The organism is Lactobacillus melliventris (assembly GCF_013346935.1).
In the GTDB taxonomy this organism is placed as follows: Bacteria; Bacillota; Bacilli; order Lactobacillales; family Lactobacillaceae; genus Lactobacillus.
On sequence record NZ_JAAEEB010000002.1, the window covers coordinates 37,378 to 52,427 of the forward strand.

Annotated in this window: 13 protein-coding genes and 1 pseudogene; 5 read left to right on the forward strand and 9 right to left on the reverse strand. The window is 35.1% G+C overall.

Annotated elements, in window-relative coordinates; all coding sequences use genetic code 11:
- Positions 1-31 precede the first annotated feature (31 nt).
- Positions 32-2,012 (reverse strand): annotated as a pseudogene (locus GYV61_RS01760) (PTS sugar transporter subunit IIABC).
- 207 nt (positions 2,013-2,219) lie between these two features.
- Between GYV61_RS01760 and treR the strand changes: the two are divergent.
- Together treR and treC are read left to right on the forward strand one after the other, a co-directional pair.
- A complete protein-coding gene (gene treR, locus GYV61_RS01765) occupies positions 2,220-2,951 on the forward strand; it encodes a trehalose operon repressor (protein WP_046324060.1) in 732 nt (243 codons plus the stop codon).
- Positions 2,948-4,600, forward strand: coding sequence for an alpha,alpha-phosphotrehalase (gene treC / locus GYV61_RS01770; RefSeq protein WP_174794525.1), 1,653 nt, complete (start codon positions 2,948-2,950; stop codon positions 4,598-4,600). The genes treR and treC overlap by 4 nt, the downstream gene beginning before the upstream one ends.
- 86 nt (positions 4,601-4,686) lie before the next feature.
- Here the strand turns inward: treC and GYV61_RS01775 are convergent, their stop codons facing one another.
- Together GYV61_RS01775 and GYV61_RS01780 are read right to left on the reverse strand one after the other, a co-directional pair.
- A complete protein-coding gene (locus GYV61_RS01775; RefSeq protein ID WP_174794526.1) occupies positions 4,687-5,178 on the reverse strand; it encodes a PTS sugar transporter subunit IIA in 492 nt (163 codons plus the stop codon).
- Positions 5,179-5,451: 273 nt separating this feature from the next.
- A complete protein-coding gene (locus GYV61_RS01780; protein WP_174794527.1) occupies positions 5,452-6,345 on the reverse strand; it encodes a LysR family transcriptional regulator in 894 nt (297 codons plus the stop codon).
- Between the two features lie 116 nt (positions 6,346-6,461).
- Here GYV61_RS01780 and GYV61_RS01785 point away from each other — a divergent pair, with 116 nt between their 5' ends.
- On the forward strand, positions 6,462-7,004 hold the full coding sequence (locus tag GYV61_RS01785) for a PAS domain-containing protein (RefSeq protein WP_174794528.1): 543 nt from the start codon (positions 6,462-6,464) through the stop codon (positions 7,002-7,004).
- Positions 7,005-7,688: 684 nt separating this feature from the next.
- On the opposite strand, the gene GYV61_RS01790 is transcribed toward GYV61_RS01785, so the two are convergent.
- Entirely contained in the window at positions 7,689-8,654 is a 966-nt protein-coding gene (locus tag GYV61_RS01790; RefSeq protein ID WP_174794529.1) for an NAD(P)H-dependent flavin oxidoreductase, read from the reverse strand.
- Between the two features lie 113 nt (positions 8,655-8,767).
- Here GYV61_RS01790 and GYV61_RS01795 point away from each other — a divergent pair, with 113 nt between their 5' ends.
- Positions 8,768-9,322 (forward strand): TetR/AcrR family transcriptional regulator, encoded by a 555-nt coding sequence (locus GYV61_RS01795; protein ID WP_174794530.1) that lies wholly within the window; start codon positions 8,768-8,770, stop codon positions 9,320-9,322.
- A gap of 143 nt (positions 9,323-9,465) precedes the next feature.
- Here the strand turns inward: GYV61_RS01795 and GYV61_RS01800 are convergent, their stop codons facing one another.
- From GYV61_RS01800 to GYV61_RS01815, 4 genes are all read right to left on the reverse strand, one after another.
- A complete protein-coding gene (locus tag GYV61_RS01800) occupies positions 9,466-10,170 on the reverse strand; it encodes an ATP-binding cassette domain-containing protein (RefSeq protein ID WP_174794531.1) in 705 nt (234 codons plus the stop codon).
- Between the two features lie 15 nt (positions 10,171-10,185).
- Positions 10,186-10,944 carry a hypothetical protein gene (locus tag GYV61_RS01805; RefSeq protein ID WP_122025443.1) on the reverse strand — a complete coding sequence of 253 codons (759 nt, stop codon included), beginning with the start codon at positions 10,942-10,944 and terminating at the stop codon, positions 10,186-10,188.
- Positions 10,945-11,330: 386 nt separating this feature from the next.
- Entirely contained in the window at positions 11,331-11,609 is a 279-nt protein-coding gene (locus GYV61_RS01810) for a DUF2087 domain-containing protein (RefSeq protein ID WP_174794532.1), read from the reverse strand.
- Positions 11,599-13,197 carry an ABC transporter ATP-binding protein gene (locus tag GYV61_RS01815; protein ID WP_174794533.1) on the reverse strand — a complete coding sequence of 533 codons (1,599 nt, stop codon included), beginning with the start codon at positions 13,195-13,197 and terminating at the stop codon, positions 11,599-11,601. The genes GYV61_RS01810 and GYV61_RS01815 overlap by 11 nt, the downstream gene beginning before the upstream one ends.
- A gap of 141 nt (positions 13,198-13,338) precedes the next feature.
- On the opposite strand from GYV61_RS01815, the gene GYV61_RS01820 reads away from it, so the two are divergent.
- Positions 13,339-14,184 (forward strand): helix-turn-helix domain-containing protein, encoded by an 846-nt coding sequence (locus GYV61_RS01820; RefSeq protein WP_174794534.1) that lies wholly within the window; start codon positions 13,339-13,341, stop codon positions 14,182-14,184.
- Here GYV61_RS01820 and GYV61_RS01825 read toward each other — a convergent pair.
- Positions 14,181-15,050, reverse strand: coding sequence for an ATP-binding cassette domain-containing protein (locus tag GYV61_RS01825; RefSeq protein WP_174794535.1), 870 nt, complete (start codon positions 15,048-15,050; stop codon positions 14,181-14,183). The two genes, GYV61_RS01820 and GYV61_RS01825, sit on opposite strands and share 4 nt — an antisense overlap.

Sequence of the window (15,050 nt, forward strand, 5' to 3'; positions counted from 1 at the left end):
AATTCAAATGTTTTATTAATTAATCATATCATTATATATTAGCTAAATTCTTTTTCTTGGGTGCATCCTTAGGACTATCAGCGTCGTTTTCCTTATAACCAAAGAAGTAGGTCAAAGCAAATGCAGCAACAATAGTCACAATGGAAGCGATCCAGAAGTTCAACAAGTTGTTTGGATTGCCTTGTCCGGCCTTAGGAACAAAGGATGGAAAGCCAATCAGGCTGCCAGTAAAGCCATACATATCAACTTTAAGCAGACCGTTGACCAGACCACCAATGGCAGCACCGAGGCTGGAAGTCATAAATACACGACCATACTTTAAGTTAACACCGTACATTGCCGGTTCAGTAATACCAACAGCCGCGGAAATAGCAGCACTTAAAGATAAGCCCTTTAGGTCAGGATTGTGCTTAGTCTTAAACCAGACGGCAAGTGCGCCGGCACCTTGGGCAATCATCGTTACTGAAACGATACCGTTTAAGATACTATGTCCCGTAGCAGCAATATCATTCGCAATAATTGGCACTACTGCCCAGTGCAGTCCGAAGATAACCAGTATCTGGTAAAGACCACCGATGATTAAACCAGAAAGTGCAGTGTTGACTGTCAGTAACCATTGCAATACTTTGGCAATTCCCGTAGAAATAAATGAAATTACAGGACCCACAATAATTAAGACCGTCATCCCTACTAAGAAAATCTCAACTAAAGGAGTAAAAATTTGTCTTAATGTGACTGGCATCCACTTCTTAATCCACGGTTCAATCTTAGCAGCCATCCAAGCCGCAAAAATCATTGGGAAAATCGAATAAGTATATTGCGGAATATGAATTGGAATACCGAAGAAGTTGGCGTTAATACCAACGCCAGCTAAGTAGTAACTAAATTTACCGCTGGCATAAATTTTTACTAAATCAGGATAAATCAGAAAGCCGCCGATAATAGAGACAACTACCGGGTTAGAACCTAATCTTTGAGCAGCAGTAAAGCCAACGATTAAAGGCAGGAAGTAAAACGACGCATCCCCCATCGCATTGATAATAGTGTAAGTTGGAGAAGCCGTAGACATGTGGCAAAAGTTAGTTAAAATGTTAAGAATACCTTTTAACATACCACTGGCAGCCAGCAAACCAATCACAGGCATCATAGAGCCGGTAATTACGCCTATTAACTGGAAGAAGCCATTTTTAATCTTGCCACCAAGAGATTGGTTAGCCTCTGGAGCCGGAGTTGCAGGTGCAGGCTCACCTTGTCCAGCATATTCAGGCCCAAGTAGTTTAATTAGCTCGTCGTAAACATCTTCTACAGTTTGCCCAATTACTATCTGATATTGGTTATTAGCACGAGTGACATCTATTACTCCTTTAATGTTGTTAACTTCATCATCATTCGGAATGCTATCATCGTTTAAAGTAAACCGCAAACGAGTAAAACAGTGCATAACGTTTTTAACATTATCGGCGCCGCCAACAGCCTGAACAATTTCACGCGCTGTAGTTTGATATTTATTTTCATTTTTATTAGCTGCAGCTGGTACTGCTTTAGCCTGTTTTAATGTAATAGTAGCAGCTGATTCGCCAGCAGCTTTAGTGCCAAGGGAAAGGTCAATACCAGCTAGAACATCTTGAGTATTAGTAATTGCCAAGATGACGGTATTATCTTTTTGAGCATCTTTAATTGCTTGCAGATCCATTGTCCCCAATTGCTGTCCTGCTTTTACCTCAGAGTTTGCTGCTACTTGCAAATCAAATGGTTTGCCGTCAAGTTCGACAGTATCTATGCCCAAGTGAAGCATAACTTCCACACCGTCTGCAGTCTGCAGGCCAAGTGCGTGCTTAGTTTTAGCCACCATTATCACTTTACCTGTTACAGGCGAGACAATCTTCCCAGAGCTAGGTTTAACGGCAAAACCTTCACCTAGCTTCTTCTGAGAAAAAAACCGGATCATTAACATCCTCGAGGTTAATGACCTCACCGGCAACAGGTGCCAGTATTTTTATCGTATTACTCATAATTACGCCTCCATGAAACAACCATATAGCAGGTCGTCATATATATTGATAACGCTTTCCTTAAGATTATAGTTCTTGTATAGACAGGTGTCAACAAATTGCTTATTATATTGTTGTAATAAATAATTTTGTATTATTTTCCAGACTAGACAGGTTAAAAATTAACATAAGGTGGTATGATTAGTGTTAAAAGGTGGATAACAAATAATGAGAGCTAAATATTTACAAATTGCGGCAGATTTAACGAATAAAATTAGGCATGAGCAGTATGTTGCCGGTGATTTCTTGCCAAGTGAACCAGCACTATCAGAGCTATATAATGTTTCACGTGAAACCATCAGAAAATCTTTAAATGAACTCTTAGATGCTGGCCTAATTCAAAAAATAAAAGGTAAAGGTTCAGTAGTTATTAATGCCGCGCGCATTGCCTTCCCAATTTCTAATATTGAATCCTTTGATGAACTTAATAAACAAAAGCAAATGCATGCTACGACCAAAATATTGGAATTAAAAGACACGCAGGTGCCTTTGACTATTATTAAGCATTTATCTTTAACAGAAACTGCTGCAACTTATGTGTCCCGTTTACGATTAATCAATGATGAACCAATTGTGGTTGATGAAGATTATATTTTAAAAAAATATGTACCTAAAATTTCCGCTAAGCAAGCTCAAAGTTCGTTATATCAGTATTTTGAAGATGATTTAGGACTTGAAATTGATTATGCCACTAAAACTATTACCGTAGAACCAGCCAGTCAAAACGTAATGAAGCAGTTGCAGCTTACCGATACCAACTTGGTTGTAGTAGTGCGCAGTTTAACCTATTTAAAAGATACATCTTTTTTTCAATATACTATTTCCCAACACCGGCCCGACAAATTTAAATTTGTAGACTTTGCACATAGAAAAGCACAAAATGGAGGACTTATATTATGAGTTTAGCTGACAAAGTGATTTACCAAATATATCCCAAATCATTTTATGACAGCAATGGTGACGGGATCGGTGACTTAAGGGGGATTATCCAAAAAATTCCTTACTTAAAGAAATTAAATATTGACATGATTTGGTTTAATCCTTTTTTTGTATCTCCTCAGAATGATAATGGCTATGATATTGCCGATTATTATAGTATTGATCCACTATTTGGTACAATGGCTGACTTTGAAGAACTAGTCACAAAGCTTGGGCAAAATCATATTGGTGTGATGCTCGATATGGTGTTAAATCACTGCTCCACTGATCATATTTGGTTTAAAAAAGCCTTAGCCGGAGACGAATATTATCAGAAGTTTTTCTACATTAGAAATCCTAAAGCAGATGGCAGTATGCCCAACAATTGGACATCTAAATTTGGTGGCTCAGCCTGGGCACCTTTTGGTAATAGTGGTAAATATTATCTTCATTTATACGACAAAACTCAAGCTGATTTGGACTGGCACAATCCTGCAGTTAGAAAAGAACTGTTTAAGGTAGTTAACTTTTGGCGCGACAAAGGGGTTAAAGGCTTTCGCTTTGATGTAATTAATGTTATTGGCAAAGATGAAAAACTTACTGACGCGCCCCAGAACACCGCCAGTAAGTTAATGTATACTGATCAACCTATAGTCCATCAATATCTAAAAGAATTAAATCAAAAAACTTTTGGTCAGCAGCCAGATGCAATTACTGTCGGGGAAATGTCATCGACGACTATTGCTAATTCTGTTGCTTACACTAGAAAAGATAATCATGAACTGTCAATGGTTTTCACTTTTCATCATCTAAAAGTTGATTACAAAGATGGCCAGAAATGGACCAGGATACCTTTTGACTTTTCCGCTTTAAAAAATGCTCTTAACGAGTGGCAGATTGGCATGAGTCAAGGTGGCGGCTGGAATGCTCTCTTTTGGAACAATCATGATCAGCCTTGGGCGCTGAGCCGTTTTGGTGATCCTATTAATTTTCGTGAAAAATCTGCAGAAATGCTGGCTACCGTAATGCATTTATTACGTGGAACACCTTATATTTATCAAGGCGAAGAAATTGGCATGATCAATCCTAATTACCAGACAATCACTGACTATGTGGATGTAGAAACGCTTAACGCTTATGACGAGCTTAAACAAGAAGGCTTAAGTGACGCCCAAGCTCTGGCAATTATTCAGGCTAAGTCGCGCGATAACAGCAGAACCCCAATGCACTGGGATAACACTGTTAATGCCGGTTTTACCACAGGAACTCCTTGGCTTAGGCCTAAAGATCAAGATAAAATTAATGTTGCAGCTGAATTGGACCATGGTGAGATTTTCCCTTATTATCAAAAACTGATTTACTTGAGAAAACATTATCCCATTATCGCCAAGGGAAGTTATGAACCGATTGACTTGGATCACCCACAAGTTTTTGCTTATTGCAGACTTTATCACGGGCAAACCTTACTGGTAATTAATAACTTTTATGGTAAAAAAATTACTTATAGCTTGCCTAACGCTTATCAAGAACGACAAGCACAAACATTGATTAGCAATTATCATAAAAATTTACAGAAGGTACCAAAAACTTTAGCTTTGCATCCCTATGAATCACTAGCTTTGTTAATATAGATTAACGCAAAAATACCTCCAAATTTGTCCTAAATTTGGAGGTATTATCTTTGAAAATCGAATCTATTTTTGTTTATCAAAAATACCTAGCCGATAAGTAAATCATTAGCTTTAACTTCTGCACCGTCGTCCTGGTTCAGTTTGATTTCTTTTTCATATCCACTAGTGAACACAACAATGACAGTAGGGTCTAATTTGTTATCAGTTACAACATTCTTATCAAATACTTCTAATTTTTGACCTTGAGTTACCTCGTCATCTTGGTTTACCATCACTTCAAAGCCTTCTCCTTTTAAGTTCACAGTATCAATCCCAATATGAATAAGAATTTCGACACCTTGTGCAGTTTTAATACCTACGGCATGCTTTGTCTTGGGAAGAGCCTCAATTTTACCTGCTACTGGTGCATAAACGGTTACTTTATCCTCATCTGGAATAATGGCAAAACCATCTCCCAGCATTTTTTGTGCAAAAGCCGGGTCATTTACTTTTTCAATCTTTTCAAGTTTGCCACTAATTGGTGCAGTGACCGTAAAGTCTTCCTGCTTCTCTTGTTTCTTACCAAACCACTTAAACATTCTTCTGACCTTCTACTTTCATTAATCTTAAGTAATTAATTTCATGTTTTATTACAATTTTAGCTTTCTAACTATTAACAAATATATACTTTTTAACAAGAAAAACTAGTAACGAAAAAACATTTTCTTGTTTTTTAAGAAAATCACTCCAAAAGTGCTTTTTCCGTTAACTCTCGATATAGCAGCTCGTTCATATCTAACTCACAAAAAAATCCAATACGTAACAGTAAAAACACTTCTCTCTAATCTCATCTTTAACAAGAGAATTCTGTACTATTCAAAATCAAAATTAAAATCTTGAATAAACTTGATAAATTGATAGACAATTCTTTTCGCATTATTTTTCTGTGTAATGGCTACTAAATCAACTTGCGGTTCCCAGTCAAGGGGAACATAGGCTAAGCTGCTGTCAAGTTCAGGATAAATACAGTAAAGACCTAATCCCAGACCTTGATTTGCCTTAAGCAAAACATTTAAAGAAGATATTTCAGCGGCATAAGTAATATTTAAATCTCTATTCAGATGAATAATCTTATTTTGTAAATTAATGATATCTGTCGCTGCCCATCTGTTATCTAAAAACAGTAATTTTTCACTCTGAAAATCCGTCAATTTAATTATACTTTTTTTACTCAAAGGGTTATTTCGAGGAACAATTACTTTGAACAGCTCTGTTTCAATTGGATAGACCTTAATATTATTTAAATCTTCAGCTTCCAATCCAGTTGTCAGCATAACATCCAAATTGTTAGACACCAATTGCTGCTTTAGCTCGTTACGATTCAAGTTTACCAGTACAAATTTCACTTGAGGAAACTTTTTTTGAAATTGACTTAGCCAAAGGGGAATATATTTATCATTAAAAGGATTATATGAATAGCCAAAATTTATTTGCAATCTTTCTTTTTTATCTTTTTCCTGAATCTCCTGTACTGCAGAATTATAGTTATTAATTAATGGCCTGATTTTTTGATAAAAAACTTCACCACTTTTCGTTACATTAACATAGCGCTTGTTACGATTAAACAACTTAACGCCAATTTCATCCTCGATAGCATTAATATCATGTGTGACAGTTGGCTGGGTTACATGAATTGCCTTAGCAGTTTTGGTAAAATTTTTTGTTTCAACTAAATTAACAAAAGTAACAAGTTTTTTTATATCCATATCTTTTTCCTTATAAGTTATTTCTATTATTAATAACTGATATTAATTTCACTTATAATTATAAATAAAATATACTATTTTTGTAAACGGTTTATATAATAAATAAGGAGATTAAAATGGTTAAACATACAGAAGAGGCTACTAGTACATGGATTACCGAGACAGCTAAAAAAGTTAATGCTGCTAAGGGCTCAGATTATGTAGAATTAGATCAAGGACTATTAACAGTTGACCAAATCGACGCATTGCTCAACTGTCTGCCACTCGAGTTAATTACTATTGATAAAGACGATCGTTATGTCTATTGCAATAATGAAATTCCTAAGAAAATGTTACTTTCACCTCGGTGGCCTGAAAAACTTGGCCAAACTTTATCTGAAGTTCACAAAAAGACTTCAATGCCTCATGTTCAAGAAATAATGGATTACGCCAAAACTGGCAAAACCTATAAACTTATTAAACCAAGTGATAACGAATATATGGTTGCCTCCTTTAAGAACATGACTGACAAGAATGACCAATATGCTGGAGTCACAGAATGGATTGTTGATTTATTGCCAATCATTAACTGGTACCTAAAACAAACGGGGCAGAAACTGGTTCCTGACGAAACTAAAAAGGCAACCGATGTAGATTCCGGTGCCTCAATGCAGTCATAAATAAAATTAGTATGTTTATTAAATTCTAGCTGAGAACTAACTTCCGATATTCTATCAGAGTTAGTCCTTTTTAGTTTGACCCTAGTTTTTTCATTGTAGTAGTCAAAGTATTACGATTCACTTAGATTCTTAAGCCATAAAAGTTAATGCTTTTTCTCTGTTATAATAAAGCTGGAGGCAACAGCCTATCTGATATGGATAGGAGGTGATTCCAATGGAAATAGCAAAATTATTTATACAATTTTTTCTTGATTTGCTTAGAGAACTAACAGTTTTCTTAGTTAAAAAACGCTGGCTAAACGACAAGAAGAAAAAGAAGTAGGTTGCCTTCCTTCTTTTATAATTAGCACGCAAAAAAGCTCTATTGTTGGGATAGAGCTTTTTGTGTGACTCCAGTGGAATCGCTAAACTATTTATACACTTATATTCTAGCATAAAATTATTGCAAAAAGAAAACAAAAGTAACGAAAAGCTAACAAAAGTGCCTAAAAAGAGAATTACCAAATTTTAAAGTAATGGTTCTTAATCAGCAACTTTATTAAGATATTTTTGGCTTTATTTAGCTAAAAGCATAAGAGCAGCTTCACGGCTAGACATATTATTAAATTCGCATGATGCCTGACAGCATCATCATTTTATGCCGTAATCATTTCCTCATTTCTGCGAGGATAATTAGCAGATAAATTATAATTCTACATTTTGCAATGATTGCAGAACGTTTTCAGTATCTTGTAACACATCCGCAATAATCTGTTTAACAGACTTTGTTTCTTTAATTAGGCTCAAATCTTGACCAACCATAATTGCGCCATTTTGCGTATCACCTTGATACATGCCCATTTTAATAGTTTTAGCATCAAGACCAGCTTCTTTTTGAGCTGCTTCAGCCTTCAGATGAGTAGCTTCTAAGTCTTTGATCTGATCAGAAAGGTTATTGGCAATCATTCTAAAAGGCGCGTCATTAGCATAAGAAACTTCGGTAGTAGCCATATCTCCTGCAGCAATAATTGCTTGTTTTGCTTTATCACTAATCGGTAACTCATCTGCTATTAAAAAAGCAGTGCCCATTTCTATCCCTTCGGCTCCCAAAGCAAATGCTGCAGCACCACTGTGGCCATCTACAATACCACCAGCAGCTACTACAGGAATATTAATTGCCGCTGCCACTTGTGGCACTAAAGCCATTGTGGACTCAAAAGAGACATGACCGCCTCCTTCCCAGCCTTTGACGACTACCAAATCAGCTCCCGCTTTTTCTGCAGTGACCGCATCGGCCAAATAACTGGCCTTGACAATTATTTTCATGCCCAGTTTATGCCAGCGGGGAAAATATTTTTGGCACAAAGCACCATTAAGCCGCATAGCATCGGCGTAAACTACTGGTGGCTTAGTTGCTGTCAATACTTCATCTGCTTGCTGAACAATTCCCTCTTGCATGATTGCGTTAACGGCAAACGGTTTTTCAGTCAATTTTTTAGTCTGGTTAATTTCTGCAATGCTGGCGTCTTTAGGCATATAACCTAAGCCCAATACGCCCAAACCACCAGCATTTGAGACCGCAGACACTAAAGGAGAAAGTGAAGTAAACGCCATTGCACCCTGAATTACTGGCTTTTCAATTCCTAATACTTCTTTTACTCTATTCACCATTTAGTTTTTACCTCCATCATTTATAAATTTGCTAAAATTAGCATAACGATTCCTTGGTTAAGGTGTAATGACAAATATTTAAATTTTGTCGAGTCAGAAGAAGGCATTACTTAATGGAAAAACAAAATCCCAGTTTAGAGTTACGCCTAAGTAACGCGCTATTTAGCTTGTTGAATGATAAAGATTATGAACAAATCACAATCACAGATATCACCAAAAAAACTAAAGTGGCCAGAACAACTTTTTACATTTGTTTCGACAATAAAGATGAATTGCTGCGTTTTTCTATTAACCGGTATATGATTCCGTTTGTAGCCGGTTTGCGCAACTCACTTGAACTTAAACCTAAAGATAACATGACTAGAACTATCGCGGCACTGAGCGACATAGCACCACAAATTAAATTTCTGCCGTTTTTGCTTAGCATCAAAACTGCAACATTTAATCCCAGTCGCGAAATCGAAAATAATGTTAAAAAAGAAATCAGGCAGATATTACAAAAGGAAAAAATTGCTCCCGCTATTTTGGAATACTTTGCTAGTCTCTATTTTGTCAGTTTATTAGAAACACAAAAATGGTGGGCCAAACATCCCAAGGTTGCTCCCGCTAAAGTCGCTCAACTAATTCACCAAAGCTGCTATCACGGACTTATTTCACTTCTTAATTAACAAAAAAAGAACCAAGCAGTTTATTAGCTTCTTAGTTCTATTTGTTAATATATAGTAATGCATTGTTGATTAATACACCTTGCAACCAAAATAGTCTGTTCAGCTTAATCAGTTTTATTACCTCTTATAAATCAAAAGGATAGTTACTCTTGATTTAACAAGATATTGCCTGATCGCATTTTCTTAAATGCAATATCAATATCATCTGTATCTGCAATGTGTAACATTTCACTGTAGGTACCTTGAAAAACACATTTTTTGTTGCCAACGAATACAATATGCGCCTGTATAGAATCTAATTTATCCAGCTGGTGTAAAGTCATAATAACTTTTTTCTTTTTCTCAACAACTAAAGATACAATTAAGTCTAGAATTAAATTTTCAATATAACTGTCAATTCCACTAAGAGGTTCATCGAATAAATATAATTCTCGCTCCATTATGCTAGTACAATAAACCATAACAGATTGGTATTCCCCACCAGATAAAGACCTTAGTTTAGTATTTACCAGGCCTTTTATAATCTCATTATAAAAACGAGTTTGCGCATTAGTAATTGTAACAGTATGATCATTCATTGATTTAAAAAAATTTATTACTTGTTTTACCGTTAGTTCATCAAAGAAAGACATATTTTGAAATTTATAAATAATATTAGGCATAGAAGGAAAAGCTATCATAGCTGTAGCAGGACGATCAATAAAGCCGTAAATTAGATTAAGTAAAGTCGTTTTACCAGCACCATTACCGCCAATTATTACATTTAACTGATCGGCAATAAATTTTGCGTTAAAATCGGCAAAGATTTCTTTATTTTTATAAGAAAAGTTCAAATGCTTAATTTCCATATTGTCTCCTTACAACTATTTTTCAAAAACTGTAGAAATATTTTGTTTCGCAATAAAAATCATCCCAAATACGACATAAATTAGAATAACGATCAACAAATTAACAAGAGTAGCCCAATTTACTCTAGAAAACATCATTTGCATTATTACTTCATACCCCTTCATTAGGTATTTAACAGGTGTACATAGCAATAACAAATTTAATATTTTGTTTTTTGCTTCAACAGCTGACACCATGAATGAGGCTAAAATAATCAATGTAATAACAATATTGTAAGTTTGCAACTTTAATTTTGTTGTTAACAAAAAATACAAGCCCATAGTTAAAGGCAAAACTAACACAGTCGCAGCTATGATAGTAGTTAACAGTAAATAACCCAGATAAGCAAAAGACTTAAACATTAGTGCGGTAATTAAGTTAAATAGAAATAATTCTATTATTAAAAACGTCCATTGCGATAAAAATTGACTAATCAATACTAGATATTTTGAATTGGTTACCATGTAAATAACTTTATAATAGCCATAGTCACGATACTCAACCATTGCCAGAATCACTGAGTTTAGAACAGTTGTTAAAGCAATATAGGCAAAATAGTATGCACTGCCGCTAATTAATTTACTCTTACTGACAGTATAGTTATTAATCAAGACCGGAGCGTTAGATATAGCAAAATATATAACTGGGAAGACAATGTTAAACATTAGTGCAATTTTGTTGCTAAAAGCATTAATAAGGAAAATCTTGTAGAGCGCATAAAACTTTTTTTTCATATAGAAATCTCCGTGAATATTACCTAACATTTTTGAAATAGTCTAAACTTATCGCCTAAAAGATGTAATCCAAATTCAGCTAGTTTCAATTTCAAATAGATTCTCAGCTTAGCAGCAACAGTCAGTTTACTAATAGTCTTCATTGTACGATAATTATGAAAATTATATGTTATTTTTATATGCCAGTCAATTAAATTTCATAATTTTATTACTTGAAGTTATAAACATACTCCTTTTAGTCTTCCTAGATTATTTGATATTGCAGTTGCTATTACACAAATTAAATTTTACTACAAAGGCTGCTAAATTAACTTGTAGCTTTTCGCCAAAACAAAAAGAACAAGCGGTTAATGCGCCACTTGTCCTTAATTATATTAAATTAAATCCTAATCCTTTACCCCAATTTCTTCATTCAACCAGTAAGTTCTACCATCATCCGTTCTGTTTAAAAGATGATTTTCAATTAGGTCTCGTCTTCTAGTAACATAGTCTGACACAAAGTGCATTAAAATCAGGTTCACTTCCTGCTCAGAATATTTTTTAGCTGGTTCAAATTTAGTTGCCAAATATTGTAAAATCAACAGCCGATTTTTAGCCTTACCAGGCCATACTTTAACAACTCCATCATCATCAATATAGCGCATTAATACTTCTTTATTCTTCATTTTCTCCATTTAAATTAATTATTCGATCAAACAATGATTTTTCAGTAGCAGAAATTTTATGAGCCACTTCAATTACTGCCAAATTAGGCTTTTTTAATAACGTTTTATGAATTGCAAGTGACAGTTCCGGATCAAGGGCACTAGTAGCCTCATCTGCCAGCAATACTGGCCGTTCAGAGAGAAAAGCACGTGCAATTTCAATTCTTTGGATTTGTCCTCCGGATAAATTTGCCCCCTTTTCACCAACTTGATAGTCCCAGCCTTTTTCATCTATGAGCTCTGTTAGTCCCGCCGCTTCGACTGCTTTAGCCAAACTTGCTGGGGAAACCTTTCGACCTAATAAAATATTAAATTTGATTGTATCATCAAAGATAAATGGCTTTTGGTTGACGTAACTAAAATTATCGTGAGCTTCAGCCCAATTACCGGTAACATCTTTATCATCAATAAAGACATGCCCCTCGCTTGGCTTAATTTTACCCAACATTAAGTTTAACAGTGTAGTTTTACCCCAGCCACTAGGTGCCATGAGTAAAATTTTTTCGTTAGGTGCTACCGTCAAGTTAAGATGAGCAAAAATCTTTCTTCCACCTTGACTATAAGTGGCATCTTCAACTTTCAAGCCAGTAAATTGACCAGTTTTCGCACTTTTAATACTGTCAGCTGAAAAAGACAGAGCCTGCTCTACTTTATTCCACATTGGTTTAGTAGACTTAATAGCATTTAATTGTTCAAAAATATTAACTATCGGGTTAATAAATTCATTAGATAGTTGCACTATCATAATTAAAGTACCAACACCAATTTGACCTTGCAACATTAAGATAGCACCTACTAAAAATGGTAGTATAAAGCTGAAAATATCTGCGAAAGCCACAATGACTTCTCCCGCTGCAGCTTGTGTGAAGTTTAAGTTCTTCAATGCCTCTTCCATTCTTTTGGCACTGTTAACGACTTTACTAATAGTCGAACTTTGAGCATCATACAATCCAACAGTTTGCGCTCCGTTTAGCCCGTCATTCACACTCTGGGTATACGAAACATTATTTGTCTCCCAGACTTTTGCTTTGGCTTGAATAGTTTTGGTAAATGCCCTTTGCACTAGTCCGGGAATTAAAGTAGTTACCATAAAAATTAATGTTAAAATCCAAGAATTGATTAAACCAACCACAACTGACAGTAGAAAAGAAGCTAATTCTGCAATGATCATTAGTTCATTTGTAGTCTTAGACGTTTCAATTTGTTTCAGATCGTTGGTCATCAGGCTTAAGCCGTCCTTTTGTGAATCACTGCGTTGTTCAATCAGATAGCTCATCGTTTTCTCTTTAAGATAAACATTGACATCTTGAATAATAGAACACTTGATATAGCGGTATACAAAATTAGACAACATAATAATTAAGATTGTTGCAGCACCAATGCCGGCAATTTTAATTAAATTACTACTGTCGCCTTGACGATATTGCGCTGCATTTAACATGATCTTGGTGACATAAGCAATCACAACATTGCCAAACGCACTGACTATTGCTAAAAGTGTGTATGCACCTAATTTCCATTTAGGCGCAAATTTTAATGAAGATTGCATTTTGCTACTCCTTTTTCATTATTAAAAACGATTGTAATGTTTTAAATTAAGCATATTAAAGCATGAATTATTTTTGAGATTTTTTTACTTCTCATATATGAGAAAAAAGTGCCATAATATCTTAAAAAGGACAAAAACATCATGCAATCTGGAAATGAATTTAAACAATTAAGAAGAAAACAGCATATTACGCTTAAAGAAGCAGCTAAAGGTATTTGTTCCATTCAAATGCTTTCTCGCTGGGAAAATAATCAAGGCCATATGGACTTTAACCGGGTATTAAAACTATGCGAAAGAATCAGTTTATCAGCAACTGAATATATTGCGCTTGCCAAACTAGACCCGCAGGATCATATTGCACTTATTTTAGAAGAATCTTGGAGCAACCACGATAAAGACTATTTGGAAAAACTGGCTCAAGCGGCATTAAATAAATACAAGTTAAGCCAAGATCCTTTTGATCTCGATTATGCAGCAATTGCCTGCAGTTTGTATTACAAAACTTCACAGCACAATATTTTTCCTATAGCCCAGCAAAATGAATTAAACCAGCAATTAAGTAAAATAACTGTTTGGGGTCATGAATTTCTCTCACTGTTTGCCAATGTTATCCCTATTATTAGTCCCAGAATCATTTACCAAATTTCTGTTCAGGTTATCAATAATATTTCTTTTATTAGAAAAGCAGGAGAAGGTACATTTCATTTTGGTATAGCAGCACTATTTGAAGGTGTAATCGGCTTAATTACAAATAATCAGTTTAAATTTGCAGATAAACTGCTCACACAAATAAATCAGATTGACTTACCAGATAACGAAATGTTGCTAATTGTTGGACGCAAATTTTTAAATGCAATTCTCACCTTTCACAATACTGCCAATGATGATCTAGCTGTTTCAATTATTCATTTTTTAACCAGTATGAACATGCAAACTACGGCTACTTACTTTTTACAAATATTAAATCGGGTTAAAGCTCTAAACTAATTATAAAATTTGTTAAATAAGTCTTCGATATCAATTCTTTCAACCGAGTACTGAATATCGGCTTGCACTAGGTTTGCTAGCAGCTGAGTCAGCTTATCTGGGGTAATTTCTGCCAAAGGAACCAGTAGCAGATTATTGGGCAGAGTCTCATAATGATAATCAGATAGCAGCTTAGTAGCTTCAGGACTAGACTGCATTTTTAAATAACGCTTTTTTTGCTTTTTATTGTCTAAATCTTCAATGATATGTCCCTTACCCATAAATAAGACTCTATCAGCATACTGCTGCAAGTTGGACAAAAGGTGTGAGGCCATAATGATCAGCTTCTTTTCTTCTTTTAATTTAAGAAGTATTTGTGAAATTAAAGCCACATTCTGAGGGTCGAGTCCATTCATTACCTCATCTAAAAGCATTACTGGAGAATCAGCTGCTACTACCATGGCAAAGCAAAGTCTCTGTTTCATTCCCAAAGAATATGTCTGCACTTTCCGATCAACATAACTTTTCATTTGCAAGTCAGCGATAATTTGATCAACAGGTTTAGCAGAATTGTGCCAAAGATCAGCATATAAATTAAGATGATCCCGCCCCGTCATGAAAGGAAATAAATCGCTTTGCTCGGGAAAAGAGCAGATTTGCTGGTGCAATTTTATCGTATCTTTTTGACTTTGATAACGTGTACCTTCATACTCAACAAACCCTTTTTGCGGTGTTAAATTATGCAAAATAACATTAATCAGAGTTGACTTACCTGTTCCATTAGGAGCAACCAAGCCAACTATTTCACCTTGTTTAAATTTGAGGTTAATGTCATCTAAAACAACATTTTTCCCAAAAGCCAATCTGACATCTTTTAGTTCTAACAT